General features: G+C 64.9%; 20 protein-coding genes. 14 read left to right on the top strand and 6 right to left on the bottom strand.

The genetic code is table 11. From position 1 onward, the window contains the following. The first annotated feature begins 41 nt into the window (after window positions 1–41). From phnE (NMQ11_RS16140) to NMQ11_RS16125, 4 genes are all read left to right on the top strand, one after another. Window positions 42–860 carry a phosphonate ABC transporter, permease protein PhnE gene (gene phnE / locus NMQ11_RS16140; RefSeq protein ID WP_255171381.1) on the top strand — a complete coding sequence of 273 codons (819 nt, stop codon included), beginning with the start codon at window positions 42–44 and terminating at the stop codon, window positions 858–860. Next, window positions 860–1,657, top strand: a complete 798-nt coding sequence (phnE, locus tag NMQ11_RS16135) for a phosphonate ABC transporter, permease protein PhnE (RefSeq protein WP_255171380.1) — start codon at window positions 860–862, stop codon at window positions 1,655–1,657. The genes phnE (NMQ11_RS16140) and phnE (NMQ11_RS16135) overlap by 1 nt, the downstream gene beginning before the upstream one ends. Window positions 1,658–1,934: 277 nt before the next feature. Further along, window positions 1,935–2,717, top strand: coding sequence for an HAD-IIA family hydrolase (locus NMQ11_RS16130; RefSeq protein WP_255171379.1), 783 nt, complete (start codon window positions 1,935–1,937; stop codon window positions 2,715–2,717). A gap of 541 nt (window positions 2,718–3,258) precedes the next feature. After that, window positions 3,259–3,564, top strand: coding sequence for a DUF4129 domain-containing protein (locus tag NMQ11_RS16125; RefSeq protein WP_255171378.1), 306 nt, complete (start codon window positions 3,259–3,261; stop codon window positions 3,562–3,564). Between the two features lie 23 nt (window positions 3,565–3,587). Here NMQ11_RS16125 and NMQ11_RS16120 read toward each other — a convergent pair whose 3' ends face one another. Continuing rightward, complete coding sequence (locus NMQ11_RS16120; RefSeq protein WP_255171377.1) at window positions 3,588–4,310, bottom strand: PAS domain-containing protein; 723 nt, start codon at window positions 4,308–4,310, stop codon at window positions 3,588–3,590. Between the two features lie 807 nt (window positions 4,311–5,117). On the opposite strand from NMQ11_RS16120, the gene NMQ11_RS16115 reads away from it, so the two are divergent. The 5 genes from NMQ11_RS16115 (at window position 5,118) to NMQ11_RS16095 (ending at window position 10,037) form a co-directional block, all read left to right on the top strand. Next, the gene (locus NMQ11_RS16115) at window positions 5,118–5,414 is read left to right on the top strand and encodes a hypothetical protein (RefSeq protein WP_255171376.1); all 297 of its coding nucleotides are present in this window, start codon (window positions 5,118–5,120) and stop codon (window positions 5,412–5,414) included. A 124-nt stretch (window positions 5,415–5,538) separates the two neighbouring features. Beyond that, window positions 5,539–5,835, top strand: coding sequence for a hypothetical protein (locus NMQ11_RS16110; protein WP_255171375.1), 297 nt, complete (start codon window positions 5,539–5,541; stop codon window positions 5,833–5,835). A gap of 297 nt (window positions 5,836–6,132) precedes the next feature. After that, a complete protein-coding gene (locus tag NMQ11_RS16105; protein WP_255171374.1) occupies window positions 6,133–7,083 on the top strand; it encodes a hypothetical protein in 951 nt (316 codons plus the stop codon). 3 nt (window positions 7,084–7,086) lie between these two features. After that, window positions 7,087–8,796 (top strand): outer membrane protein assembly factor BamB family protein, encoded by a 1,710-nt coding sequence (locus NMQ11_RS16100; RefSeq protein WP_255171373.1) that lies wholly within the window; start codon window positions 7,087–7,089, stop codon window positions 8,794–8,796. A gap of 5 nt (window positions 8,797–8,801) precedes the next feature. Continuing rightward, complete coding sequence (locus NMQ11_RS16095) at window positions 8,802–10,037, top strand: cupredoxin domain-containing protein (protein ID WP_255171372.1); 1,236 nt, start codon at window positions 8,802–8,804, stop codon at window positions 10,035–10,037. A 132-nt stretch (window positions 10,038–10,169) separates the two neighbouring features. Here the strand turns inward: NMQ11_RS16095 and NMQ11_RS16090 are convergent, their stop codons facing one another. From NMQ11_RS16090 to NMQ11_RS16075, 4 genes are all read right to left on the bottom strand, one after another. Continuing rightward, the gene (locus NMQ11_RS16090) at window positions 10,170–13,376 is read right to left on the bottom strand and encodes a hypothetical protein (RefSeq protein ID WP_255171371.1); all 3,207 of its coding nucleotides are present in this window, start codon (window positions 13,374–13,376) and stop codon (window positions 10,170–10,172) included. A 1-nt stretch (window position 13,377) separates the two neighbouring features. Further along, complete coding sequence (locus NMQ11_RS16085) at window positions 13,378–14,376, bottom strand: hypothetical protein (RefSeq protein WP_255171370.1); 999 nt, start codon at window positions 14,374–14,376, stop codon at window positions 13,378–13,380. A gap of 87 nt (window positions 14,377–14,463) precedes the next feature. After that, on the bottom strand, window positions 14,464–14,901 hold the full coding sequence (locus NMQ11_RS16080; RefSeq protein ID WP_255171369.1) for a DUF4870 domain-containing protein: 438 nt from the start codon (window positions 14,899–14,901) through the stop codon (window positions 14,464–14,466). Between the two features lie 377 nt (window positions 14,902–15,278). Beyond that, window positions 15,279–15,884 carry a GNAT family N-acetyltransferase gene (locus tag NMQ11_RS16075; RefSeq protein WP_255171368.1) on the bottom strand — a complete coding sequence of 202 codons (606 nt, stop codon included), beginning with the start codon at window positions 15,882–15,884 and terminating at the stop codon, window positions 15,279–15,281. Between the two features lie 284 nt (window positions 15,885–16,168). On the opposite strand from NMQ11_RS16075, the gene NMQ11_RS16070 reads away from it, so the two are divergent. The 5 genes from NMQ11_RS16070 to NMQ11_RS16050 all read left to right on the top strand — a co-directional run bounded on the left by NMQ11_RS16070 (window position 16,169) and on the right by NMQ11_RS16050 (window position 18,821). Continuing rightward, window positions 16,169–16,330, top strand: a complete 162-nt coding sequence (locus tag NMQ11_RS16070; RefSeq protein WP_255171367.1) for a hypothetical protein — start codon at window positions 16,169–16,171, stop codon at window positions 16,328–16,330. A gap of 141 nt (window positions 16,331–16,471) precedes the next feature. Then, a complete protein-coding gene (locus NMQ11_RS16065) occupies window positions 16,472–16,684 on the top strand; it encodes a hypothetical protein (RefSeq protein WP_255171366.1) in 213 nt (70 codons plus the stop codon). A 105-nt stretch (window positions 16,685–16,789) separates the two neighbouring features. After that, a complete protein-coding gene (locus tag NMQ11_RS16060) occupies window positions 16,790–17,158 on the top strand; it encodes a sensory rhodopsin transducer (protein WP_255171365.1) in 369 nt (122 codons plus the stop codon). A 2-nt stretch (window positions 17,159–17,160) separates the two neighbouring features. Then, window positions 17,161–18,435, top strand: a complete 1,275-nt coding sequence (locus tag NMQ11_RS16055; RefSeq protein ID WP_255171364.1) for a D-arabinono-1,4-lactone oxidase — start codon at window positions 17,161–17,163, stop codon at window positions 18,433–18,435. Then, window positions 18,432–18,821, top strand: a complete 390-nt coding sequence (locus tag NMQ11_RS16050) for a sensory rhodopsin transducer (protein WP_255171363.1) — start codon at window positions 18,432–18,434, stop codon at window positions 18,819–18,821. The genes NMQ11_RS16055 and NMQ11_RS16050 overlap by 4 nt, the downstream gene beginning before the upstream one ends. Window positions 18,822–18,938: 117 nt before the next feature. Here NMQ11_RS16050 and NMQ11_RS16045 read toward each other — a convergent pair whose 3' ends face one another. Then, window positions 18,939–19,847 (bottom strand): AEC family transporter, encoded by a 909-nt coding sequence (locus NMQ11_RS16045; RefSeq protein ID WP_255171362.1) that lies wholly within the window; start codon window positions 19,845–19,847, stop codon window positions 18,939–18,941. Window positions 19,848–19,953: the final 106 nt, after the last annotated feature.

The raw sequence follows: 19,953 nt of genomic DNA, 5'->3' as shown, positions 1-19,953 counted from the left end.
CTACCACTGTGATTGCCGGGCCCGCCAACGAGGTGACCCGCGTGTCTAACACGGAGCCCGACGGCGGCTACCCATCGTCGTGGAACCGGCCGTCCGGGTTCTACAACGAGTACGTCAAGTACGGCATCTACGCGGGGATCGTCCTGTTCGTGCTGTGGAGCGCGTGGGCAATCCGGCCGAGCTGGGGTCGATTAGTCGGCGGCCTCGACGCAGCGTCCATCCTCCTCTCGACGATGTTTCCACCGGACCTCTCGTCCGAGGCGCTCGAGCGAACCTGGAACGGGATGGTCGAGAGCATCGCGATGGCGTTCGTCGCCACAGCGCTGGGCGTCACGCTCAGCATTCCGATCGCGGTCATGGCAGCCGAGAACCTGGTGCCGCGGCCCGTCTACTACGTGGGACGGGCGATCGTTTCGATTTCGCGCGCGCTGCACGAACTCGTGTTGGCGATCATCTGTGTCGTCGCCGTCGGCCTCGGGCCGCTCGCGGGCGTCGTCGCGCTCGTGATCGCGACGCCGGGCTTTTTCGCGAAGCTGCTCGCCGAGGAGTTAGAGGACATCGACGAGGGACAGGCCGACGCGATTCGCGCCGCCGGCGGGAGCACCCTGCAGGTGTTGCTGTACGGCGTCGCGCCGCAGGTCGTCCCCCGCATGGTCGGCCTCGCCATCTACCGCTGGGACATCAACATCCGCGCGAGCACGATCGTCGGCATCGTCGGCGCGGGCGGCATCGGCGTGACGTTACTCAGCTCGTTCGACAGGTACGAGTACGACTTTAGCCTCACGATCATCCTGGCGATCATCGCGGTCGTCATGGTCGGCGAGATCGTGAGCGCGATCGCCCGACGGAGGGTCCAGTGATGTCGTTCGGAAAACAGACGGAGTGGCGAAAACACTCCCGACGCTACCATGGCGTCCGGTGGCTCGCCATCCTCGTTTCGCTCGTCATCGTGGCGTTCTCCTGGCGCGAGCTCAACATCAACTACGAGTTCCTCGTCTACACCCCCCGGAACCTCTGGGATCTGGTAATCCGGATGACGCCGCCGGACTACGCGTACATAATCGACCTCGTCCCGCCGCTGATCGAAACGATAAACATCGCCATCCTCGGGACAGGGCTCGCGGTCGTGATCTCGCTTCCGATCGCGTACATGGGCGCGGAGAACACGGCGCCGAACCCCCTGGCGTATGCGTTCGGGAAGTTCATGATCGTCGCGACGCGGTCGGTCAACGTGATCATCTGGGCGCTGTTCTTCGTCGTCGTCTTCGGAACGGGCGCGCTCGCGGGCGTCCTCGCGGTCGCGTTCCGCTCGATCGGCTTCGTCTCGAAGCTCCTCGCCGAAGGGATCGAGGAGATTGACCCCGGACAGACGGAGGCGATCGAAGCGATGGGGGGCTCGCCGATGGACGTCGTCATCTACGGCATCGTCCCCCAGATCAAGCCGGTGTTCGTGGGTGTGACGACCTACCGCTGGGACATCAACGTCCGCGAGGCGACGATCATCGGCCTCGTCGGCGCCGGCGGGATCGGCGTCGAGCTGAGCACGTCAGTCGACTTCCTGCAGTGGGGTCGGGTGTCTACGATCCTGCTCACGATCCTCGGCGTCGTGATCGTAAGCGAGGTCGTCTCGGCGTACCTCCGAAAGAAGGTGAGCTGATCGACCGCCGAGCCTACCTCCGATGCTTCCGTCCTCCCGAAACGGAACTCTCCGTGAAAAGCAATACGAACCAGTGGAATCCAGTACGACAGATATGACGCGCTACCTGACCACAGAGAGCCGAGTTCGACACCGAATCGCGGTCCACGAGATAGCCACCAGCACGCGAATCCGAGACGCCGAGAGCGTCCCGACCACCCGACGCTGGATCCGGATGGACGCCGGGGCACCGCGCCGACAGCCCTCACCGGCCCGTCTTGAGGGAGGGGGGCGCTAGATGGACGGCGCAGTCGTCGACCTCGACGGAACCGTGTACCGATCCGAAACGGCGATCCCCGGCGCTCGCGAGGGAATCGAGCTGCTTCGAGACGCCGGAGTCGACGTCGCGTTCGTCACGAACTCGTCTACGAAACCACGAACGCTGTGTCTCGAGCGGCTCGAGTCGATCGGGATCGACGCCGACGAGTCAGAGATCCTGACGAGTGCGGCAGTAACGGCGTCGTACGTGGCAACGGAGTACCCGACAGCGACCGTGATGGCCGTCGGCGCACCGGTCCTGTTCGAGGAACTGTCGCGAGCCGACGTGACGTTCACCGAGGACCCGTTCGAGACCGACGTCCTCGTCGTCGGGAAGGATCGGGCGTTCGACTTCGAGACGCTCACGCGCGCACTCCACGCGCTCGAGGGCGGTGCGACGTTCGTCACAACAAACCGAGATCGGAAGAGCCCGACAGACGCGGGTACCGAGCCAGGGTCGGGCGCGGTCGTCGCGGCGATTAGCTTCGCGGCCAATCGCAGCCCCGACGTCGTCGCGGGCAAACCGCACGATCCAATGATCGAGGTGAGCCTCGATCACCTCGACGTCGATCCGTCGGAGTGCATGGTGATCGGCGACAACCCGGAGACCGACATCAGAATGGGCGAGCGTGCCGGAATGACGACCGTCCTCGTGCTGACGGGCCTTATCGGTCGGGACGATCCGGTCGTGGCGGCCGGCAGAGCGGATCACGTCCTCAAGTCACTGGAGGATCTCGAGCGGGTACTCTCGGATAGCGACTGATGACCCCGACTGACCGCGCTCGTGTCGGCCGCTCGTGAGGTATGTCCCCTCGAGGGCCGCACTTTCCGGGATATACCGTTCAGCGTGGGGATGTCACCTCGAGCAACGAATGGGGAGCCGCCCGGCAAAGTAGGGGAACCGCCGGGCGGTGTAGGGGGACGGTATCGAATGGGGCACAGTGTCAGAGGCACCCCGACCGCATACACCCTCGTATCGGGACCCACATAAGTACGCCGACGATAATCACCAATAGAATTTGGTCGCTACGTATAGATACCGACCCTCTTGTACCATCGGGTCGACAGGATTCCATCGTCGTCGGAACACTCTAGGAAGGCACCCGGTGACGGGGGAACACCGAGCGCTGATTGACAAACCGTTCGTCGACTCCACGACGCGGGTTGACTTCCACGCGACCGCCTGTAAACCTACCGTTGGCTATCACTAGTAGATACGGGACACCACGGCTTTGGCAGTACGCCGTCGATCGTCACACGACTGCCACACAGCGTTTTCGGTGCACCGTCGTGTCACCTCTCGGGTGCGGCCACTCGCGAATGGGCGGCCTGATGCGGCCGTTCGAAGCGGATACGCGGCTGTCCGGCGCTCGCTCGAGCTCCGACACGACGGTGGGAGCACGCTCACCCACTGGGAGTTCTACCGGCGAGTATCAACCGACGACCTCGACGATGCTGAACACTTTCGGACGATCACCGAACGCTACGAACGCGCCAAGTTTGCTCGAGACGGTGTCCGAGACGAGGAGGCGACGGCCGTCCTCGAACGGGCGAAACGGTTGTGCAACCGCGAGACGGTACGCGCACACGTCGGGTCGGCTGACGACTGAGCGCGATTTCATGATACCGAGGCTTACCAGCGACGGTCGTCGAAGAGTCCGTTCTCGGAGGATGTCGGCAGCCGACGTCCGACTGACTGCTCGCTCTCCAGGTCAGCGAGGTCGATGAGGGTCCCGACGAACGGGATGGGGTCGGGTTCGCTGAACAGCCCGACGCCGATCTCCCGAACCCACTTTTCGGTCTCCTCGGCCGTCTGAATCCGATACTCGACGGAGAACGGGTCTTCGTTTCGAACCGCCGCCTGGACGGTCTCGGCGACGCGGCCGCGGTCGGCCGGATGGATCAGATCGAAGCCGAACGTGATGCCGCCGACGATGAACGCGTTCGGGTCGTATCCCGTCAGTTCACGACAGTTCCCGCTGATGAACTCGATCGGCCAGCCCGGCTCGTTGCGCGACTGATACACCGTACACGGCAGGGTATCGAAAAACTGCTGTAAGCGCCGCTGCTCGAGGTGTGTACCGAGCGCCCGCCGTTCGGCGAGCGCCGGCTGTGGATCGGTCCCCGTGCGAGACGAGCGCTCGTCGACGGTTACCTCACCGGCGGCGGTGACGGTAACCTCGTGACCCGGCACTCGGAACGCGAGTTCGCAGTCGTAGTCGTTCGACACCAATGCCTCGATCATCGACGGATCGACGTACTCGGCGAGCGTATACGGGAGCTCCTCCGGCGGAACGCCGTCGGCCTCGGCCAGCACTGAGACGACCGTGAAGATGATCTCGTCAGTGTTCGTCATAACCTTCGGTGAGGTACGCGCCGGCCAGGAGTGCTCGGTGCTGGACTCCTGAGACAGGCAGAGAGGATACGGTCGTGGATGCGAGACGCCGAAATCGGTTCTGAGGCGCCCACCGCGTCGAACCGCTAGTGGTCCGGGCAGCTGCCCGAGACGGTGTCTGGTCCCATCGCTCTGTGCCACCCCCAGTAGCAGACATACGTGAATGGAGCGGCCGGGCCGTAGTAAAGGTATCCCCGCAGTCAGTTCGGCGAGACTGTCCTCGAGAGCCGTCATTACCCGAAAATCACTGCCAGTTCCGCTTCATCCGAGGTATAGAGCGTCGAAAGGCGCGAGAGTTCTTCCGTTCGGTTCACGAGCCCGGGCACAGTCTCCGATACCGTGGTCCCGAATATAATACTTCGAATAATCATACTTCAGAGTATCATACTTTGAAGGACGGTATTCGACTCTCGAGCCAGACGAGCAGAGAGCCACGACTCGAGCGCCGGCGTCGGCCCACCCCGGTCCCGCCGATGTCCGTCGCCGGGACGCCGACCCCCGACCCACCGCCGCAGGGGAGCGGGGCGAAAGCGACGGCCCCTCGAGTCTCTATAGCCGCTCGCCTGGGTCCGAGAGCCGAAGCTATCTGTCTACTGTTCTAGACGACCGTATCGATTCTCAACGAATATCTTCATGGTGAGGTGTCACGTGCTCCACGTAACGATGCCGTTCGAGCGAGGTCCACAGGGGAATGTTCACAGTCCAACCTACCGTGAGGGGTGCTATTATCGGCGGCTGGACGACTGTTGCTGGGTCTGTTTCGTTCGAGTGGCAGTCAGTTCGTCAGCGTCGCCGATCAGATTGCGCGTCCAGGACGCCGTCAGCACCACAGACCACGACCTCGTTGGAGAACCGGTGATCGTCCCCCACGTCGACGCCGCCGACGGGAACGTCGAGGTCGCACATACCGAAGGCCAAATCGTCGAGGTCCACACGCTCTCGGGCGAGGACCCGGACATCATCACCGTCGCACTCGAGGAGGAGGAGGAGGCGAACACCGAAAACCTCGTCCACATCGATCTGACGGCCGGCGACCTCGCGGCCGCTGCAACCCCTACCGCCTAACGAAAACCGCGGGAGTTTCAACCGGTATGCGCCACCTATTAGTGATTGAAATAACCATTGACAATGTGGTTTTATTACTGATCTCGAGGTAACACGTCTGCTCCTTCGGGAGCATGCCTGGACTATGAAACAGAAACTGGACCGACGATCCGTCTTGCGAACGACCGGCCTCATAGCAGTGGGCGGAGCCGTTTTCACCGGCTCCACAGCGGCTCAGTCCCCCGGTGAACGGTCGGAAGTCGTTGAGGAACAGCACAACGAGCGCCAGCAATTCTCAGAGGAAGTAGCGGTCGAACTGCCCAGCGAGGGACAAGAACTGCCAGAAGAACCGACTGAACCGGAGTTCCCGGAACTGCCAGACGACGTGGGAGAACCGGACCTACCAAACACAGACGAGCTCCGCCCAGAGATTGACCTGTAGAGGGTAAAGGGAGAACCCTGCCCCTCGAGGTCGGGGTTGTTGACAGACGAGTAGCAACTCACCGCGCGTTCCCTCGAGTGGGTGGCCGGTGTATTCAGTTTTCGCGCTGCCGCCGACCAGAGGCCTCCGACAATATCGGTATCCGGGGTCATAGGACGCCCCTACGCTTCTATAATCGCAATAAATATTGGAGAAATCGGAAGTAAGAAAATCTATCATACACGTCTGAGTTAATAAATTTCATCTCACGATCCATGATAGTACTAAGTCGACAGACAGTGTATCTCGAAACGTATCATGGCATACGGTACCGATCCACATGAAGGATACAATTACGGTGTTGTAAGCGAGGCGAACCATCACCGCTTTCAGAAGGCGTTGGGGGTTTCGAGCACCGAAACCACCGACAGGCCCACCCTAACCGATCTTCGGTCGGGAACGTCGACTCTTCCGCAGGCCGGAGTCGGTGGCCGCGGCCGCGCCATCGAAGACCGGCTCACCGGTTCACTCGACGCTGCGCTGCTCGAGCGGGAGTTGGCAGCGCTCGCCGAGGCCTTCGAGACGCTCCCGGCGCTCCGGGAGAGCGGCGTTCCCGACTACGGCGAGACACCGTATCAGGACCTGACGCCGGCGGCCTGGCGTCTCGAGACCCACCTCGCGGACGTCGGGTTTTTCGCGGCCGCCGAGGCCGCCCTGCCGGCGTTTTCGCCCGACCAGATTACCGCGACGACGCGACAGCTCCTCGAGGTCGAAACCCTCCCGGAGACGCTGGCGACCCTCGGCCTCCCGGAGGACGAACAGGCGGCGCTCGTCGCGAACATCGTCACCAGCCGCGAGCAGCTCTCGTGGTGGGAACAGACCCCTGACTACCCGGCTGTCGACGCCCCGGACGGCTACGACGAGGGTGTCACCCACGAGGACGTTCCGCCGCTGCACGAGCGGGCGGTGGCGGGTTCGTTGCTCTGGATCGACGGGTTAGACTGGTGGGTCTGGCAACACGAGGTGCTCATCACCGACGAGATGATCGAACGGGCGGTCTGGGACATCAAGTCGATGCTGGCGGGCGTCTACGTGCTGGGCGATGCTGCTCGCAGCCTCGCCGAGGGGACGATCAGCGACGAGACCCTGACGACGCTGACCACCGCGAGCACCGCGATCATGATCATCGGCCAGGAGTTCCTCGCCGACGACATCGCGTGGATCGACGACGAGATGCGAAAGCCACGGTCGGCCTCCGAGGGGGTGTGACCGATGAACCGCATGCTCCAGAACCCGATCGACCACCTCGAGGACGTCGAGGTCATCTTAGAGGGCCCTTACACCGAGAAGCCGGGCGACTCCGAGATCGAACAGTTCGATACCGACCAGATCCCCGAGACCGAGATCACCGACGAGGACCTCCACGAAACGGGCACCCGCACCGACAACTGGCTGATCATGGGTGGATCCTACGACAGCCAGCGACGGTATCCGGGCACCGAACTGACCCCCGAGAACGTCGGGGACCTCGAGATCGAGTACCAGTTCGAGTACGGCGATCCCCCACGGACGTCGTATCAGAACTCTCCGCTGATCGTCCACGGCGACCCGCCGATCATGTACCTCACGTTCGGGCCCGACGAACTCCACGCGCTGAACGCCCGAACCGGCGAGTTCCTCTGGACGCACATCTACGAACCCGTCGTCGGGACGAGTCCGGAGTCCGCCCCCGCAGAACGCGGGGCTGCCGTCTGCGGCGATCTGGTGTTCAAGAGCACCCTCGATCTCGGGGTGCTGGCGATCGATCGCTACACCGGAGAGGAGGTGTGGTACTACAACGGCGCCTGTGCCTACCGGAACGAGCCCGCCGAGAACCTGATGCACGAGGAATTGCAGTGGGAGCGCTCGCGCGGGACGACCTCCTCGTTCCCGCCGCTCATCTACAACGGCACCCTGATGAAGGGGAGTTTCGGCGGGGAGTACGGCGTCAGCGGCTTCTTCGACGGAATCAGCCTCGAGGGCGAGCCGAAGTGGCGCGTCAACATGACCCCCCAGAGCGAGTGGGTCGGCGACTCCTGGAAACACGGCGGCGGCACCGCCTGGGCGTCGGGCTGTATCGACGTCGAGAACGATCTGGTGATCATCCCGTCGGCCAACGCCGGGCCGTGGTACGGCACGGTCCGACCCGGCTGGAACCCCTACTCGGCGGGCAAAGTCGCCGTCGACACGGAGACCGGCGAGTACCGCTGGCACCACCAGGACGCCCCCCACGATTACTGGGACTACGACTCACCGAGTCCGGCGATCACCTACACCGCCGACGTCGACGGCGAGTCACGGCGACTCGTCTCATGGGCGCCCAAGGCGGGCTGGGTGTTCACGATCGACGCTGAAACCGGCCGCCTCGTCCAGCGCAGTGACGGCTACGTCCAACACCACAACATGTGGACGCTGCCGGGCAAAGACGAGGTCGAGAAGATGCCGTTCATGATGCCGGCGTGGATCGGCGGCACCAACCCCCAGCCCAGTTCCTACCACAGCGAGAGCCGGACGATGGTCGTCACCGGCGAGAACACGCCGTGGCGGTGGGCATGGGAAGAGGCGTGGTACGAACCAGGCGAGTCGTTCCACGGTATCGGCGAAATCGAGACGACCGAGTACCTCGAGGAGTGGAACGGGTTCAGCGGGGTCGTCGCCGGTGTCGACCCCGTCTCCGGCGAGGTCAAATGGCAGGACTGGCGGGACGATGTCGTTCGCGGCGGCACGCTGACGACGGCCGCGGGGGTGTCGTTTGCGGGCACCCGAGGCGGCGAGTTCCTCGCGTATGCAACCGAGACGGGCGAGCAACTCTGGTGTGACGACATCGGCGGCGAAGTCGACGGCTCACCGGTTGTCTGGCACGACCCCGCCGCGGGGAAGGTGTTCGTCTTCGTCTCGACCCAACAGAGCGGCATCGTGACCGCGTACTCCCTCGAGGTGTAAGACCCATGCAAGAGACACACCCAACCGATACGACACCGAAACTGCTCCGACGAACCGTCCTCAAATCGACCGCCGCGAGTGCGACCTTCGCCGTCTTCGGCGGGAGAGCCGTCGCCGACGAACACGACGACGACCTGCCGGCCGACGACGACGAGGAGTTCGCCGCAGTCGTGTTCCCAAACCAGGTGACCGATGGCTCGTCCATCGATATCGAGTGGGCACGCCTTCCCGAGGGTGGGTTCATCTCCATCGTCGACCCGGTGGCTGCCCACGAGAGTCTGTGGCCGATCGAAGGCGAACTGATGCCGTCACTCGAGGAACTCGTCGCCACCCAGGTCAGAGGCGTCACACCGTTCCTCGAGGCCGGCGAACACGAGGACGTCGTCCTCGAACTCGACGACCCCCTGGAGGGCGAGAAGCTCTACCAGGTGTGGGTCCACCGCGACACTACCGGCACCGAAACGTTCGATTACGTCGACTCCGTCGGCGAAGAGGACGGGCCGTATCCGGCACCGTTCGACCCCGACGACGACGAGGAGGTCGACGAGGACGCCGAAACGATTCCCCCCGGCACCGAGATCGAACTCGACGGCCAGACCGGCGGCTGGGTCGGCATCGCCCCTGCTGAAATCGAAGGCGAGCAGAACCCGACACTCACCCTCGAAGACGGCGAAAGCTACGAGCTCGGCTGGACCCAGGGCGACGGGCAGGGCCATAACATCGCGATCCGAGACGAAGACGGTGACACCGTCGACGGCCTCTCGACCAGCGTGACCACGGACCCGGGCGACGACCAGTGGCTCGAGTTCGACGCCAGCGAGGAGATGGTCGAGTACGTCTGTGAGCCCCACTCCGGGACGATGGTCGGCGATATCGTCGTCCAGACGGACGAGGACGATCCGGACGACGAAGAGAACGACGAGGACGCGGCGAACGACGAAGAAAACGGTGAAGAGGCGGCCGACGATGAGGAAAACGGCGAGGACGAGGAGGAGGAGCGAGAGGAGGCCGCCGGCCCCGAGGACCCCACCGAGGAAGAAGACGATGCCACGGAGATCCACCCCACTCAGGTACCGAACATCGTGATGGGAGATGCGTATCTACACCGTCTCGAGGATCCGGACGAAGATCCTACTGCAGACGAAACGGCTGATGTCCCCGCCCAGGAGGAAGAACGTGAGGAAGCTGCGGGTCCCGACGACCCCACCGAGGAAGAAGACGAAGACCAAGACGAGGAGTGATCGGCGCTTCGCCTCCCACAGCTCCTCAAAATAGTGAACTGACCCACACCAAGTGGGAGTATCGTTTCCGGGAGCACAGGATAGTCTGGTGTCCCACGGAAGGAATTCAGCGCCTTCAGTCGCGGGTGGGTGTCACAGCCCACAGGACGTCGGCGTCGAGACGCCCATCGTCCCGAGCAGGTTATCGAAGAGCTGGAACACCATCACCCGAAACGCCGCGGCCGCGCCGAAGACGCTGAACACGCCGAGGGTGATCTCCCAGACGATCCCACAGACCATCCCCGCGATCGCCATCCGGAGGTGGTACTCGAGGTGGCGGGCGTCCATCGTCATCAAGACGAGCGTAACGCCGGCGTACATCCGCGCGAGTTGCTGGCCGTAGAGCGCGACGACACCCAGCGCGAGCGCACCCCCGGCGGAGATGGCGCCGCCGCCTTTCGCGGCCATCAACAGGAGGTTGTACGCGCTCATCACCTGGCTCAGGCGATCGAGACGCTCCTCCAGGTCGCGGTAGCGACGCCCGCCGCCGGTGGCGTCGTCGATCACCCCCACCAGCGTTCCAGTGCCCGCGTCGACGGTCCACAGCGCGAACGCCGAGCCGTCGACGGGCACCAGCTGGTGATCCTGACGCGGCGCGCCGGCGCGGTCGGCGAGCGCGCGGTAGCCGGCCCGGTGGTCGTGATCGGCGTCGAACGCGTCGACGTCGACGAGCGCGGTCTCGCCGAGCACCGCCCCGGTCGACACCTCGTAGGCGGCCGCCTCGACGACGGCGATTCGCGCCGTCCGCTCGAGCGTCGTCACGAACCGGTCGGCGGGATCCTCGGCGGTCGTCGCCGCGTGAGTAACCGGCAACACGTCGATCGCCTGCTCGAGCCGGTCCGTGCCGAGCAGCGGTTTCTGGCGCGAGAGTGCGATCCGGGGGTGTCTGAAGAAGGTGACGCCTCGCTCCGTGGCAGCCTCAGGGACCGGCGACTGGACCAGCATGAGGTCGTACGGGAGCACGACCCCGCCGCGCTCGAGGGCGGCGTCCAGCGCCTCGCGGTCGCCGTCGACCGCGGCGACGTCCATGTGGGCGACCGACGTGCGAGCGCCGAGGACGTCGTCGAGTGCGACCGAAAACGGGACGCCGTCGCCTTCGATGGAGACGGTCACGCCGCCGAGTAAGGCGCCGTGGACGTCCAGGGCGTACCGCTGGGCGTCCCCCAGGGTGTCGGCCTCGAGCGCCGTCGCCGGGTCGTCCGCGAAGGGGTCCCAGTCCCCGTCGAGGACGGGATCCCAGCCCCCGATCGTCCGCGTCACCTCCCCGCCCGCCGTCGACACCGTCAGGTACAGCCCGACCAGCGTGCGCGGAATCGGATTCCGCGCCGTGGGCTCGTACGTGGTCGTCGCCTCGCGGTGGTCGTCGCCGACGGTCACCGCGACCGTCCGGCGCCCGACCTCGTCGTCGGGCACGTGGTAGTCGAACCGGTAGGTCGGCACCGTAAGGGCGTCGAGTGCCTCGAGCACCGCCTCGTGGACGGTCTCGGTCTCGCCCATCGGGACGGCCGTCCCGCCGGTCAGCGCCGCCTGTGCGAGCACGGTCTCGTCTTCGACGGGGGACGTCTCGTCGTAGGCGCTCAGCAGTACGGTCGGCGGCGCCTGCTCGAGGATCGCGTCCATCGTCTCGAGGTAGGCGTCGGTCTCCTGGCCGTCGTGTGCGTAGACGATGAGGTCGGGGCCGTCGGCGACGGCGTCGGTGAGGTGGGTCCACATATCCGAGTCCGCCTCCCGGTACTCGACGACGGGGGTCGACGGGTGGTCCTCGATGACCGCTCGGAGCTCGTCGAACCACGCGTCGTCGGTCGCGGCGTCGACCCCCCGGCCCATGCTGCCGGAGTCGTCGCGGACGTACATCACGTGGGCTCTCGCCTCGGCTTCGATCATCGTCGCCATTACTGGCTCGTCCTCGTCGGTCACCGCGAACGCCGCCGCGGGGAGTCCCTCGACGTGGGCGCCGTCGCCGTCGGTGGCGGTCACCTCGAGACGGATCGTCGGGTAATCGGCGGCGTCGGCCGCCACCGCGAGCGACTCGACGTCGCTCAGGTCGACGTCGGCCCCGGGAGAAACGAACGGCTCGCCGTTCCGGGAGACGACGCCGTCGTCGGTCGCCGACAGGCGGTCGCCGTGGAGGGTGAACGGATCGCCGACGACCGACGCCTCGAGTGCCTCCTCCTGGGACAGCTCGAGGTCCTGGAGGACGAGCGCGGGCGTGAACGTGTCCACGTCACCGAGCCTCGCCGTCGGTTGCTCGTAGGGTGCGACGATCGGCGGGGTCTGAACGAGGAGCTGTCGGCCGATCAGCTCGGGCACCGTCCACTCACCGGAGACGAGCTCGAGCGGGTCGTCGATGGTTCGCGGCGTGACCGCCGACAGCGTTACCTCGACGGTCTCCGGCTCGTCCCGCGCCCGGATCTCGGAGACGTCACCGCCCGCCTCGCCGAAGGGCACGTCGGCGAAGGGGTTCGCGTACCGAGGGCGGCCGCGGACCGAGAGCTCGACGACCGGCGTGTGCTGCCCGCGCGAGCCCCACTCCCAGGCGAACGCGTTCGGCCCCCGTCGACTCTCGGTCGGGTCGGGGAGCGCGTCGCGAACGCGGTCGGCGACCGCTCGGCTCTCGGCGCCGTCGTCGTCGACGACCGTGAACGCCCCTTCCTCGGTGCCGTCGTGGCCGAGTCGATCCAGCCAGTCTTCAAGGGTCGCCTCGTCGATGTCGGGGTCGAACACCCGGTCGATCGTCCGGGTGTAGTGATCGCGGACGGCCGCCTCCGAGAGCCCGTCGTCCGCGGCCATCACCGTCGCCTCGTAGCCGGCTCGTCGGTACAGGGCCGCGAGCAGTTCTGCCTTGTCCCGGGGCGTTCCTGCGCCGCTGCGAAGCGTTCCTCGAACGCCCCAGCGGGTTCCGGTTTCGACGTCCCGAGTCCCGTCGGTGCTCGTCGGGACGGTCACGATTTCGTCGCGGACGAATTCGAATAAGGCCTCGAGGTCGCCCGCCTCGACGAGCGCGTCGGCACGACCCGGGAGGTGGTCCGGACTCGTCCGGAGCGTCCCTCGGAGTTCCTCCCAGACCGAAAACGGCACGTGATCGTCCGCGATCCCTCCCGCTGCCGGGACGATCGGGTCGTCGGGGAGGTCGCTTCCGCGGTAGCGGTAGGCCGTCGCGCCGGCGCCGACGCCAACGCCGAGGCCGAAGGCGGCCGCGGTGAGCAGCGTCCGTCGACGAAGCGTCGGCGCGTCGGTCTCCTCCTCGTCGTCTGGCATCGGCTCGACCGGCTCCCGGTCGGGGTCTTCGATTGACGACATCTCAGGTCGGCCTCCTGGCCGTGAACCCGTCGTCGGTGTCCCTGACAGCGTCTTCGGTCGGAACCGCGTTCCGGTCTTCGGCCTCGGCGTTGGCCACGAGCTCGCGGAACTTCGGCGAGCGAGCCGCGAGTAGGTCCACTGCCTCGCTGTCGGGCGTGTGCGCCTTGGCCTCGAGTAAAAACGTCGTGATCACGACGGTCTTCACCCAGGGGCGGACCACCCCGAGGTAGACCGCCAGCGCCATGCCGGCGACGCCGACCCAACCCAGGATTTCGCCCATCGGCGAGAGTCCCCCGAAGACGCCGGCCAGCGGCGTTACCCCGAGCAACACGCCGACCGCCACGGCGTAGGAGCCGAGGACGATCACCAGCGTCGACCCCAGCACCGCCTTCCAGGTTTTCGCGTAGAGGACGACGCCGTCACGGGCGGCCGCCCAGCGGTCCTGTTCGGGGTGTAAGAAGACGTAGGCGAGGACCGCCTCGTCGAGGTAGGATGCCGCCAACGCAACCGTCCGCCGGAGGACGGTCAGGAGCGTCCGCAGCGCCGGAACGACGCTCACGAGTCCCGCAAACGAGATCGCGCGGGCGTTGAACTGCTTGATCGCGGCGGTGACGAGCTGGTCGACGACGAACAGCGCGCTCGCCTCGGTGAAGTGGTCGCGTACGGCCGCCGTACCGAACGCTAACTGGCGCGGCGGGACCTCGCCGGTGTCGACGATGTGGGCGATGACGGCGACGTGGCCGGCGGTCACCAGGTAGAACACGTAGCGGCCGGCCAGCCGCAGTCCCCCGAGGAAGACGAGCGTGGCGACGAGCAGGCCACCCGCGGCGATCGGCCCGGAGACCGTCCCCGCCTCGAGCAGCGTGAGCCCGAGCCAGCCGACGACTCCGAAGTAGGCGACCGTGACCGCCCCGATGGCGACCCCGACGCCAGCCCGGAGCGCGACGAACGGCAGCGTCCGGAAGAACACCCGCGTCGCCCGCCCGAAGTACAGCGCCATCCTCATCGCCTCCCGGACGCGCCCGTCCGATCGACGGCGCTCGGCGACCGGCCGCGATCCGCCGTGTGCAGTGTCGAGGCGGTCATCTCAGACGTACCGCTCGGCCAGTGGCCCGACGACAGGCACGTGAAAGCGCTCACCAGTGTACGCCTTGTACAGCAAGACGACCCAGCAGACCAACGCCACCGGTACGAGCAAGAGACTCCCCAGCGCGACGGCGAGGCCAACGACGACGCCGACGACGGGGAGCCACCCCAGGAGGAGGCCGGCGACGGACATCGCGATTCCGAGGGCGAACAGCCCGCCGAAGACCAGCACGCTCTGAATGGCGTGGAAGCGGACGAATTCGTTGTCCGCCTCGAGCAGGTAGACCACGAGCCCGCTCACAAAGCCGAGGGCGTAGCTCGCCGCGCCGGCGGTGTTCTCGTGGAGGCCGAGGCTGGTCTCGGTGGCTCTCGGTGCGCCCGCGTCGGTGGGCGATGCGTTGCTGTCGGTCTCGAGTAGTTGATGTGTCTCTGATCCCATGAGTGGTCTCGTCGAGAAGGCCCGCTTCACCGCGGTGTGTGACTCCCGGTGAATCGACTGTCACCCGGATGACCGAGCGTCTCATACGATTAATGGTAATGAAATATGATAAACCTGTCTATGAAGTTATGAATTATCAGTCCTTAAAAGTGGCGTATCACAGGTGGCTGAGGTGTATGCTCCGACCCCTGGGGACGGGTTGCTTGTTCAGCAGACCGCGATCAAACTACCAATCTATTGTCAAAGGTGGTGTGCTGCATACAGCGCATGAATTCATCACGACGATCGACTTTATTTCGCCCCATAATACCTGAACTACCCGAAAGAACCTGCTAACTGCTCATCACACAGTTTTCATGAAAGAATAGAGATACCGATCAGATATCGCGCACAAATTGTTGACAGTCGTGAACTCGATCGAATTGTTCTCTCATTTGGGCTTCGTCGTCACCAACGTACTGAGCGAAGGCCGAGTTTATCGACAGCCCATCTATTTCACAGTCACAGACGCGTCCTGCGTCCTCCCGTGTTAGATAGACGTGTAGATATGACTCACGTCGATCGAATCCTCGGTTCGTGTACCACGAAACCGTCGCTTCATCGTCTCTCGTCCATGCTTCGAAAAACGCTATTCCTTGATCGCGTGCTCGGCGAGAGGCTTCGTCGAGAAGCACCGTAGCGATCCCGCGTCGCTGGAAATCCGGGTGAACAGCGAGATGCCAGATCATTCCGCCTGACTCGTCCCCTGTACAAATCTTTCGCTCGGCGATATCGAGTTCGACGTCAATGAGGCCGACGATGGTTTCCTCGTGTTCTGCCACCAGTTCGATCGAGGGGTTATCGTACGTCTCCTTCTCTCGATACACGTCATCGAAGTACGATGACTCCAGAAACGAGAGCACTCTGCATCGTACCCATCCCTTCTCGTCACCCTGAACATACTCGCGAACGTTCATCTTCTGAACCTCTTGTTGAACTGCCATCTAACTATCGGTGCTGAAATGTACTTGTCCTGGACCGACCGACCTGTTCAGTCGATTTCGAGGTGAAACTACGCAATGCACAAATTTTGTCAGTCGGAACAACTGTTCAGGGCGGGCGAAGATGTCACAGGATGAATCACGCTCCGGGAGAGCGAACGCGGCTCGTCACCTCTCTCGTGGCGATACCACACCAGTACACGAAATCATCATTTTCACACATTACTGAAAAATGGCTTGTATAGTCAGCCTGCAAGAGGATGGAGCCGTACGCCGTTATCGCTACCATGGGGGAACAACTCCGGAAGCGCGAAGACAGCGTAGACAGCGACGTGCGTGGAGAAACCAACCGAGTCGACCAACACCTCGAGAAGGCCCTCGAGGCGACCGAAAACGAGCAGGCGAAGTACCACCTCCGCGAGGCGCTCGGGCTGTTGCGACTCGAGTGAGTTCCCCGCTTTCCAGACACCGATCCGTACTCTGAGTGGTGTACGCGACCGGGGCAGGTGAGGTCGGCCGTTCACTGCCCGACGTGTCGACGTTGCGAGTGTCGGCTGCTTACTCTTCATCGTTCGTCGGCGAGCGGATGTATGGTCACATCTTCCACGGTCGATCGGCGGACGGTCGTGAAAGCTGCGGGAGCGATCGACAGGGGGGTTGCGGGCTGTACCGGCCCGGGAGGGGACGAAGAGGAACCGGGCGAAGGGCAGGAGCCCGGCGTCGAGGACGAACCGGACCAGACGGACGGCGACACCGACGAGACGGACGACGAGACCGATACGGAGGGCGAAGCCGACGACTAGACGTCCGAACTCGGTGAGGGCGCCCGAACAGGTTGCGCGGCCGACGAACTTGAGGCTACAAGGCAACCAGTTAACCGTCGCTTCGTGGTCGTTCGAGGGAGACCGATGACCGGAAAACAGACCTGGGCGATTCCGGAGGGGTACATTCCTGCGGAGAGCAACGGTCCCGAACCGGAGATGACCAGCCACGAGACGATCTGCGTACTGAACACTACCGACGAAGACGCCCGGATCGAGATCACCGTCTACTTCCCCGACCGCGAGCCGGTCGGTCCGTACGAGAAGACCGTGCCTGCCGAACGAACCACGCATTTCCGGTTCAACGAGTTCGAAGACCCCGAACCGATCCCCAAGGGCGAGCCGTTCGCGAGCATCCTCGAGTCGGACGTCCCCGTCGTCTGCCAGCACACCCGCCTCGACTCGCGCCAGGCCGAGAACGCGCTCCTCTCGACGATGGCGTACCCGGGTGAGTAATCGTGGATCGGGGTTCGCGGAGCGACTCGGGCGCTACAACGTGGTCGAACTGGTCGGGAAGCGTCTCCTTCGAGCCCGACCGGATCATCGAGCCGGAAACCGAGGCCGAACTCCGGTCGCTCGTCTCCCGGTGTGGCGAGACCGGCGAAACCGTCCGCGTAGCCGGTGCGGGTCACTCCTGGACGCCGGTCGTACAGACCGACGACGTGGTCGTGTCGCTGACGAACATGACCGGCCTCGTCTCCCACCGGCCGGAGTCGAAGGAGGCGACGCTGTACGCCGGAACGACCCTCGAGGAGGCAGGAACCGAACTTCACGACCGGAACCTCGCTATGCCGAACCTCGGCGACGTCTCGATGCAGACCGTCGCGGGCGCGTTCGGAACGGGCACCCACGGGACGGGACCGGCGTTCGAGAACCTGGCCGGCTCGCTCGTCGGCGGCCGACTGGTCACCGGAACCGGCGAGGTCCGGTCGTTCGACGCCGAGTCGGACCCCGACCTCCTGCGGGCCGCTCGCGTGTCGCTCGGCACCCTCGGCATCTTCACCGAAGTGACGCTAGACGTACAGACGACGTACAAACTCAGGCGCCGCGAGTACTGTACGACCTGGCGGGACTGTCGCGACCACCTCCCGGAACTGATCGAGGCGAACCGGAACTTCGACTTCTACTGGTACCCTCGCTCGGACGAGGTGAAACTGCGCCTGCTCAACGCGCCGGGCGGCGGTACCGACGACGACGACCTGTCGTACGCGACGCTCGTCGAGGACCAGACCGGCTGGTGGCACGAAATCATCCCGGAGCACGACGACATCGGACGCGAGTTCGACGAGATGGAGTACGCGGTGCCCGTCGAAGACGGACTCGAGTGCTTCGAGCGGGTGCGAGAGCGCGTTCGGGAGGACTGGCGGGCCGACGTCGGCTGGCGGCTGCTCGTCCGCACCGTCGCGGCCGACGACGCCTACCTGTCGGCAGAGTACGAGCGCGACGTGATGACGATTTCGTGCATCCAGAACGCGGAGCTGGCCCACCGGGCGTACTTCGACGACATCGAGCCGATCTTCCACGAGTACGCCGGCCGCCCGCACTGGGGGAAGAAACACACGCTCCGTGCACCCGAGCTCCGGGAACGGTACCCCGAGTGGGACCGGTTTCAGGAGCTCCGGCGCGAACTGGATCCCGAGGGCGTGTTCATGACCGACTACCTCGAGGACCTGTTCGAGGCCGAGTCGGAGAGCGCTTCGGACGCAGCCAGCCGAGGTGAGAGCGAGCCGTGACGGACGAGAGCGCGTCCGATCCGATCGGCTCGACGCGGTGGGAACTCCCCGGCGGACACGTTCCGGTCGACAGCACGGGACCGGAACCCGAGATGGTCAGCCACGAGAAACTGTGCGTGTTGAACGCCGGCGATGAGATGGCGACCCTCGAGCTCACGCTCTACTACGCCGACGGGCGGAAAGCGGGACCGTACCCGCTCACCGTCGCCCCCCGGCGCGTACGACACGTTCGCATCAACGACCTGATCGACCCCTACGCACCGCCGCTTGGCGAGGACTACGGCGCCGTCGTCGAGTCGAACGTCCCGGTCGTCGTCCAGTGGAGTCGCCAGGACACCCGGCAGGCGGAGAACGCGACGCTCTCGACGATCGCATACAGCGAGTGAATTCTCCCACGACCGCTGTCGGGACGTTCCGCTGACCGACACACGACGCGTCGTCGGAGTCGCACTCGACGCGACCGGCGGTCGGCGCCGGTGCGGTACCGATCGTCGCGGCGGTGGCTATGTGACGAGCGTGATGAGGACGAACAGCGTCAGGATCGACACGAGCGTCGTCGTGAAGACGTTCAGCGACGCGAACTGTTCGTCACCGCCGAGTTCGGCGGCGAAGACGTACGTCGAGACGGCGGTCGGTGTACCGAACATCACCACTGCCGCGACGAACGTGGCCGTATCGACGGCCAGTGCCGAGAAAACGGCCCACGCCAGCACCGGCATCCAGACGATCTTGAGCGCGACCACGGATCCGGTCGCACCGAAATCGATCGACGGGAGGTCGATAGTGAGCGAGGCACCGACGCAGAGCAACGCGAGCGGGAGGGCCAGCGAGCCGACGGCGTCGAGGCCGAGGGCGAGGGTACCCGGAACTGTGGCGCCGATCGAACCGGTTGCCAGTCCGGCGACGAGCGACAGCAAAACGGGATTGGTCGCCAGCCCCCGGAGTGCGCCGGTGAGTTCGGCGTCGGTGCCGTTGACTGTCGAGAGGACGACGATCGTTAGCGGGAGCTGGATCAGCGTGACGACGCCCAGAATGACGCTCGCGACCGCAGTCACCTGCGCGCCGAACGTCGCTGCGACCAGCGGCAGACCGAGATAGCCCAGGTTCGAGTGGTACGACTGGACGACCGCGACGCTCTGGCGGCCGCTCGCCTCCTGGGTTCGATGCACCACCCAGGCGAGCCCGGCCGTCGTAAACAGCACGACCAGCAGGCCCGCGATCAGCGCACCCGACACTAACTCGCCGATCGACTGCTCGTACGTCGAGACGAAGATGAGCGCCGGGAGCGCGCCGTAGTAGGCGACGGCGTTGAGCCGCGCGGTTCGTCCGGCGTCGAGCACGCCGGAACTCCGGAATCCGGCCCCGACGAGGAGCACGGCGAGCAACGCGAGCAGCCGGACGAGAACCTCCATAGCTAGCTCGAGTCGGTTCGGGCTCTTTTGCTGTGTGGTTGTCTATGACGGCGATACCGGTGGCACCGACTCGAGCGCCGATCGTTCTCGCCTAAACCCGCGTCAG

Origin of the sequence: Natrononativus amylolyticus (assembly GCF_024362525.1) — an archaeon.
Taxonomy (GTDB): Archaea; Halobacteriota; Halobacteria; order Halobacteriales; family Natrialbaceae; genus Natrononativus; species Natrononativus amylolyticus.
Note: the sequence above shows the minus strand (reverse complement) of the source record. Positions and strands in the feature narration are given on the sequence as shown.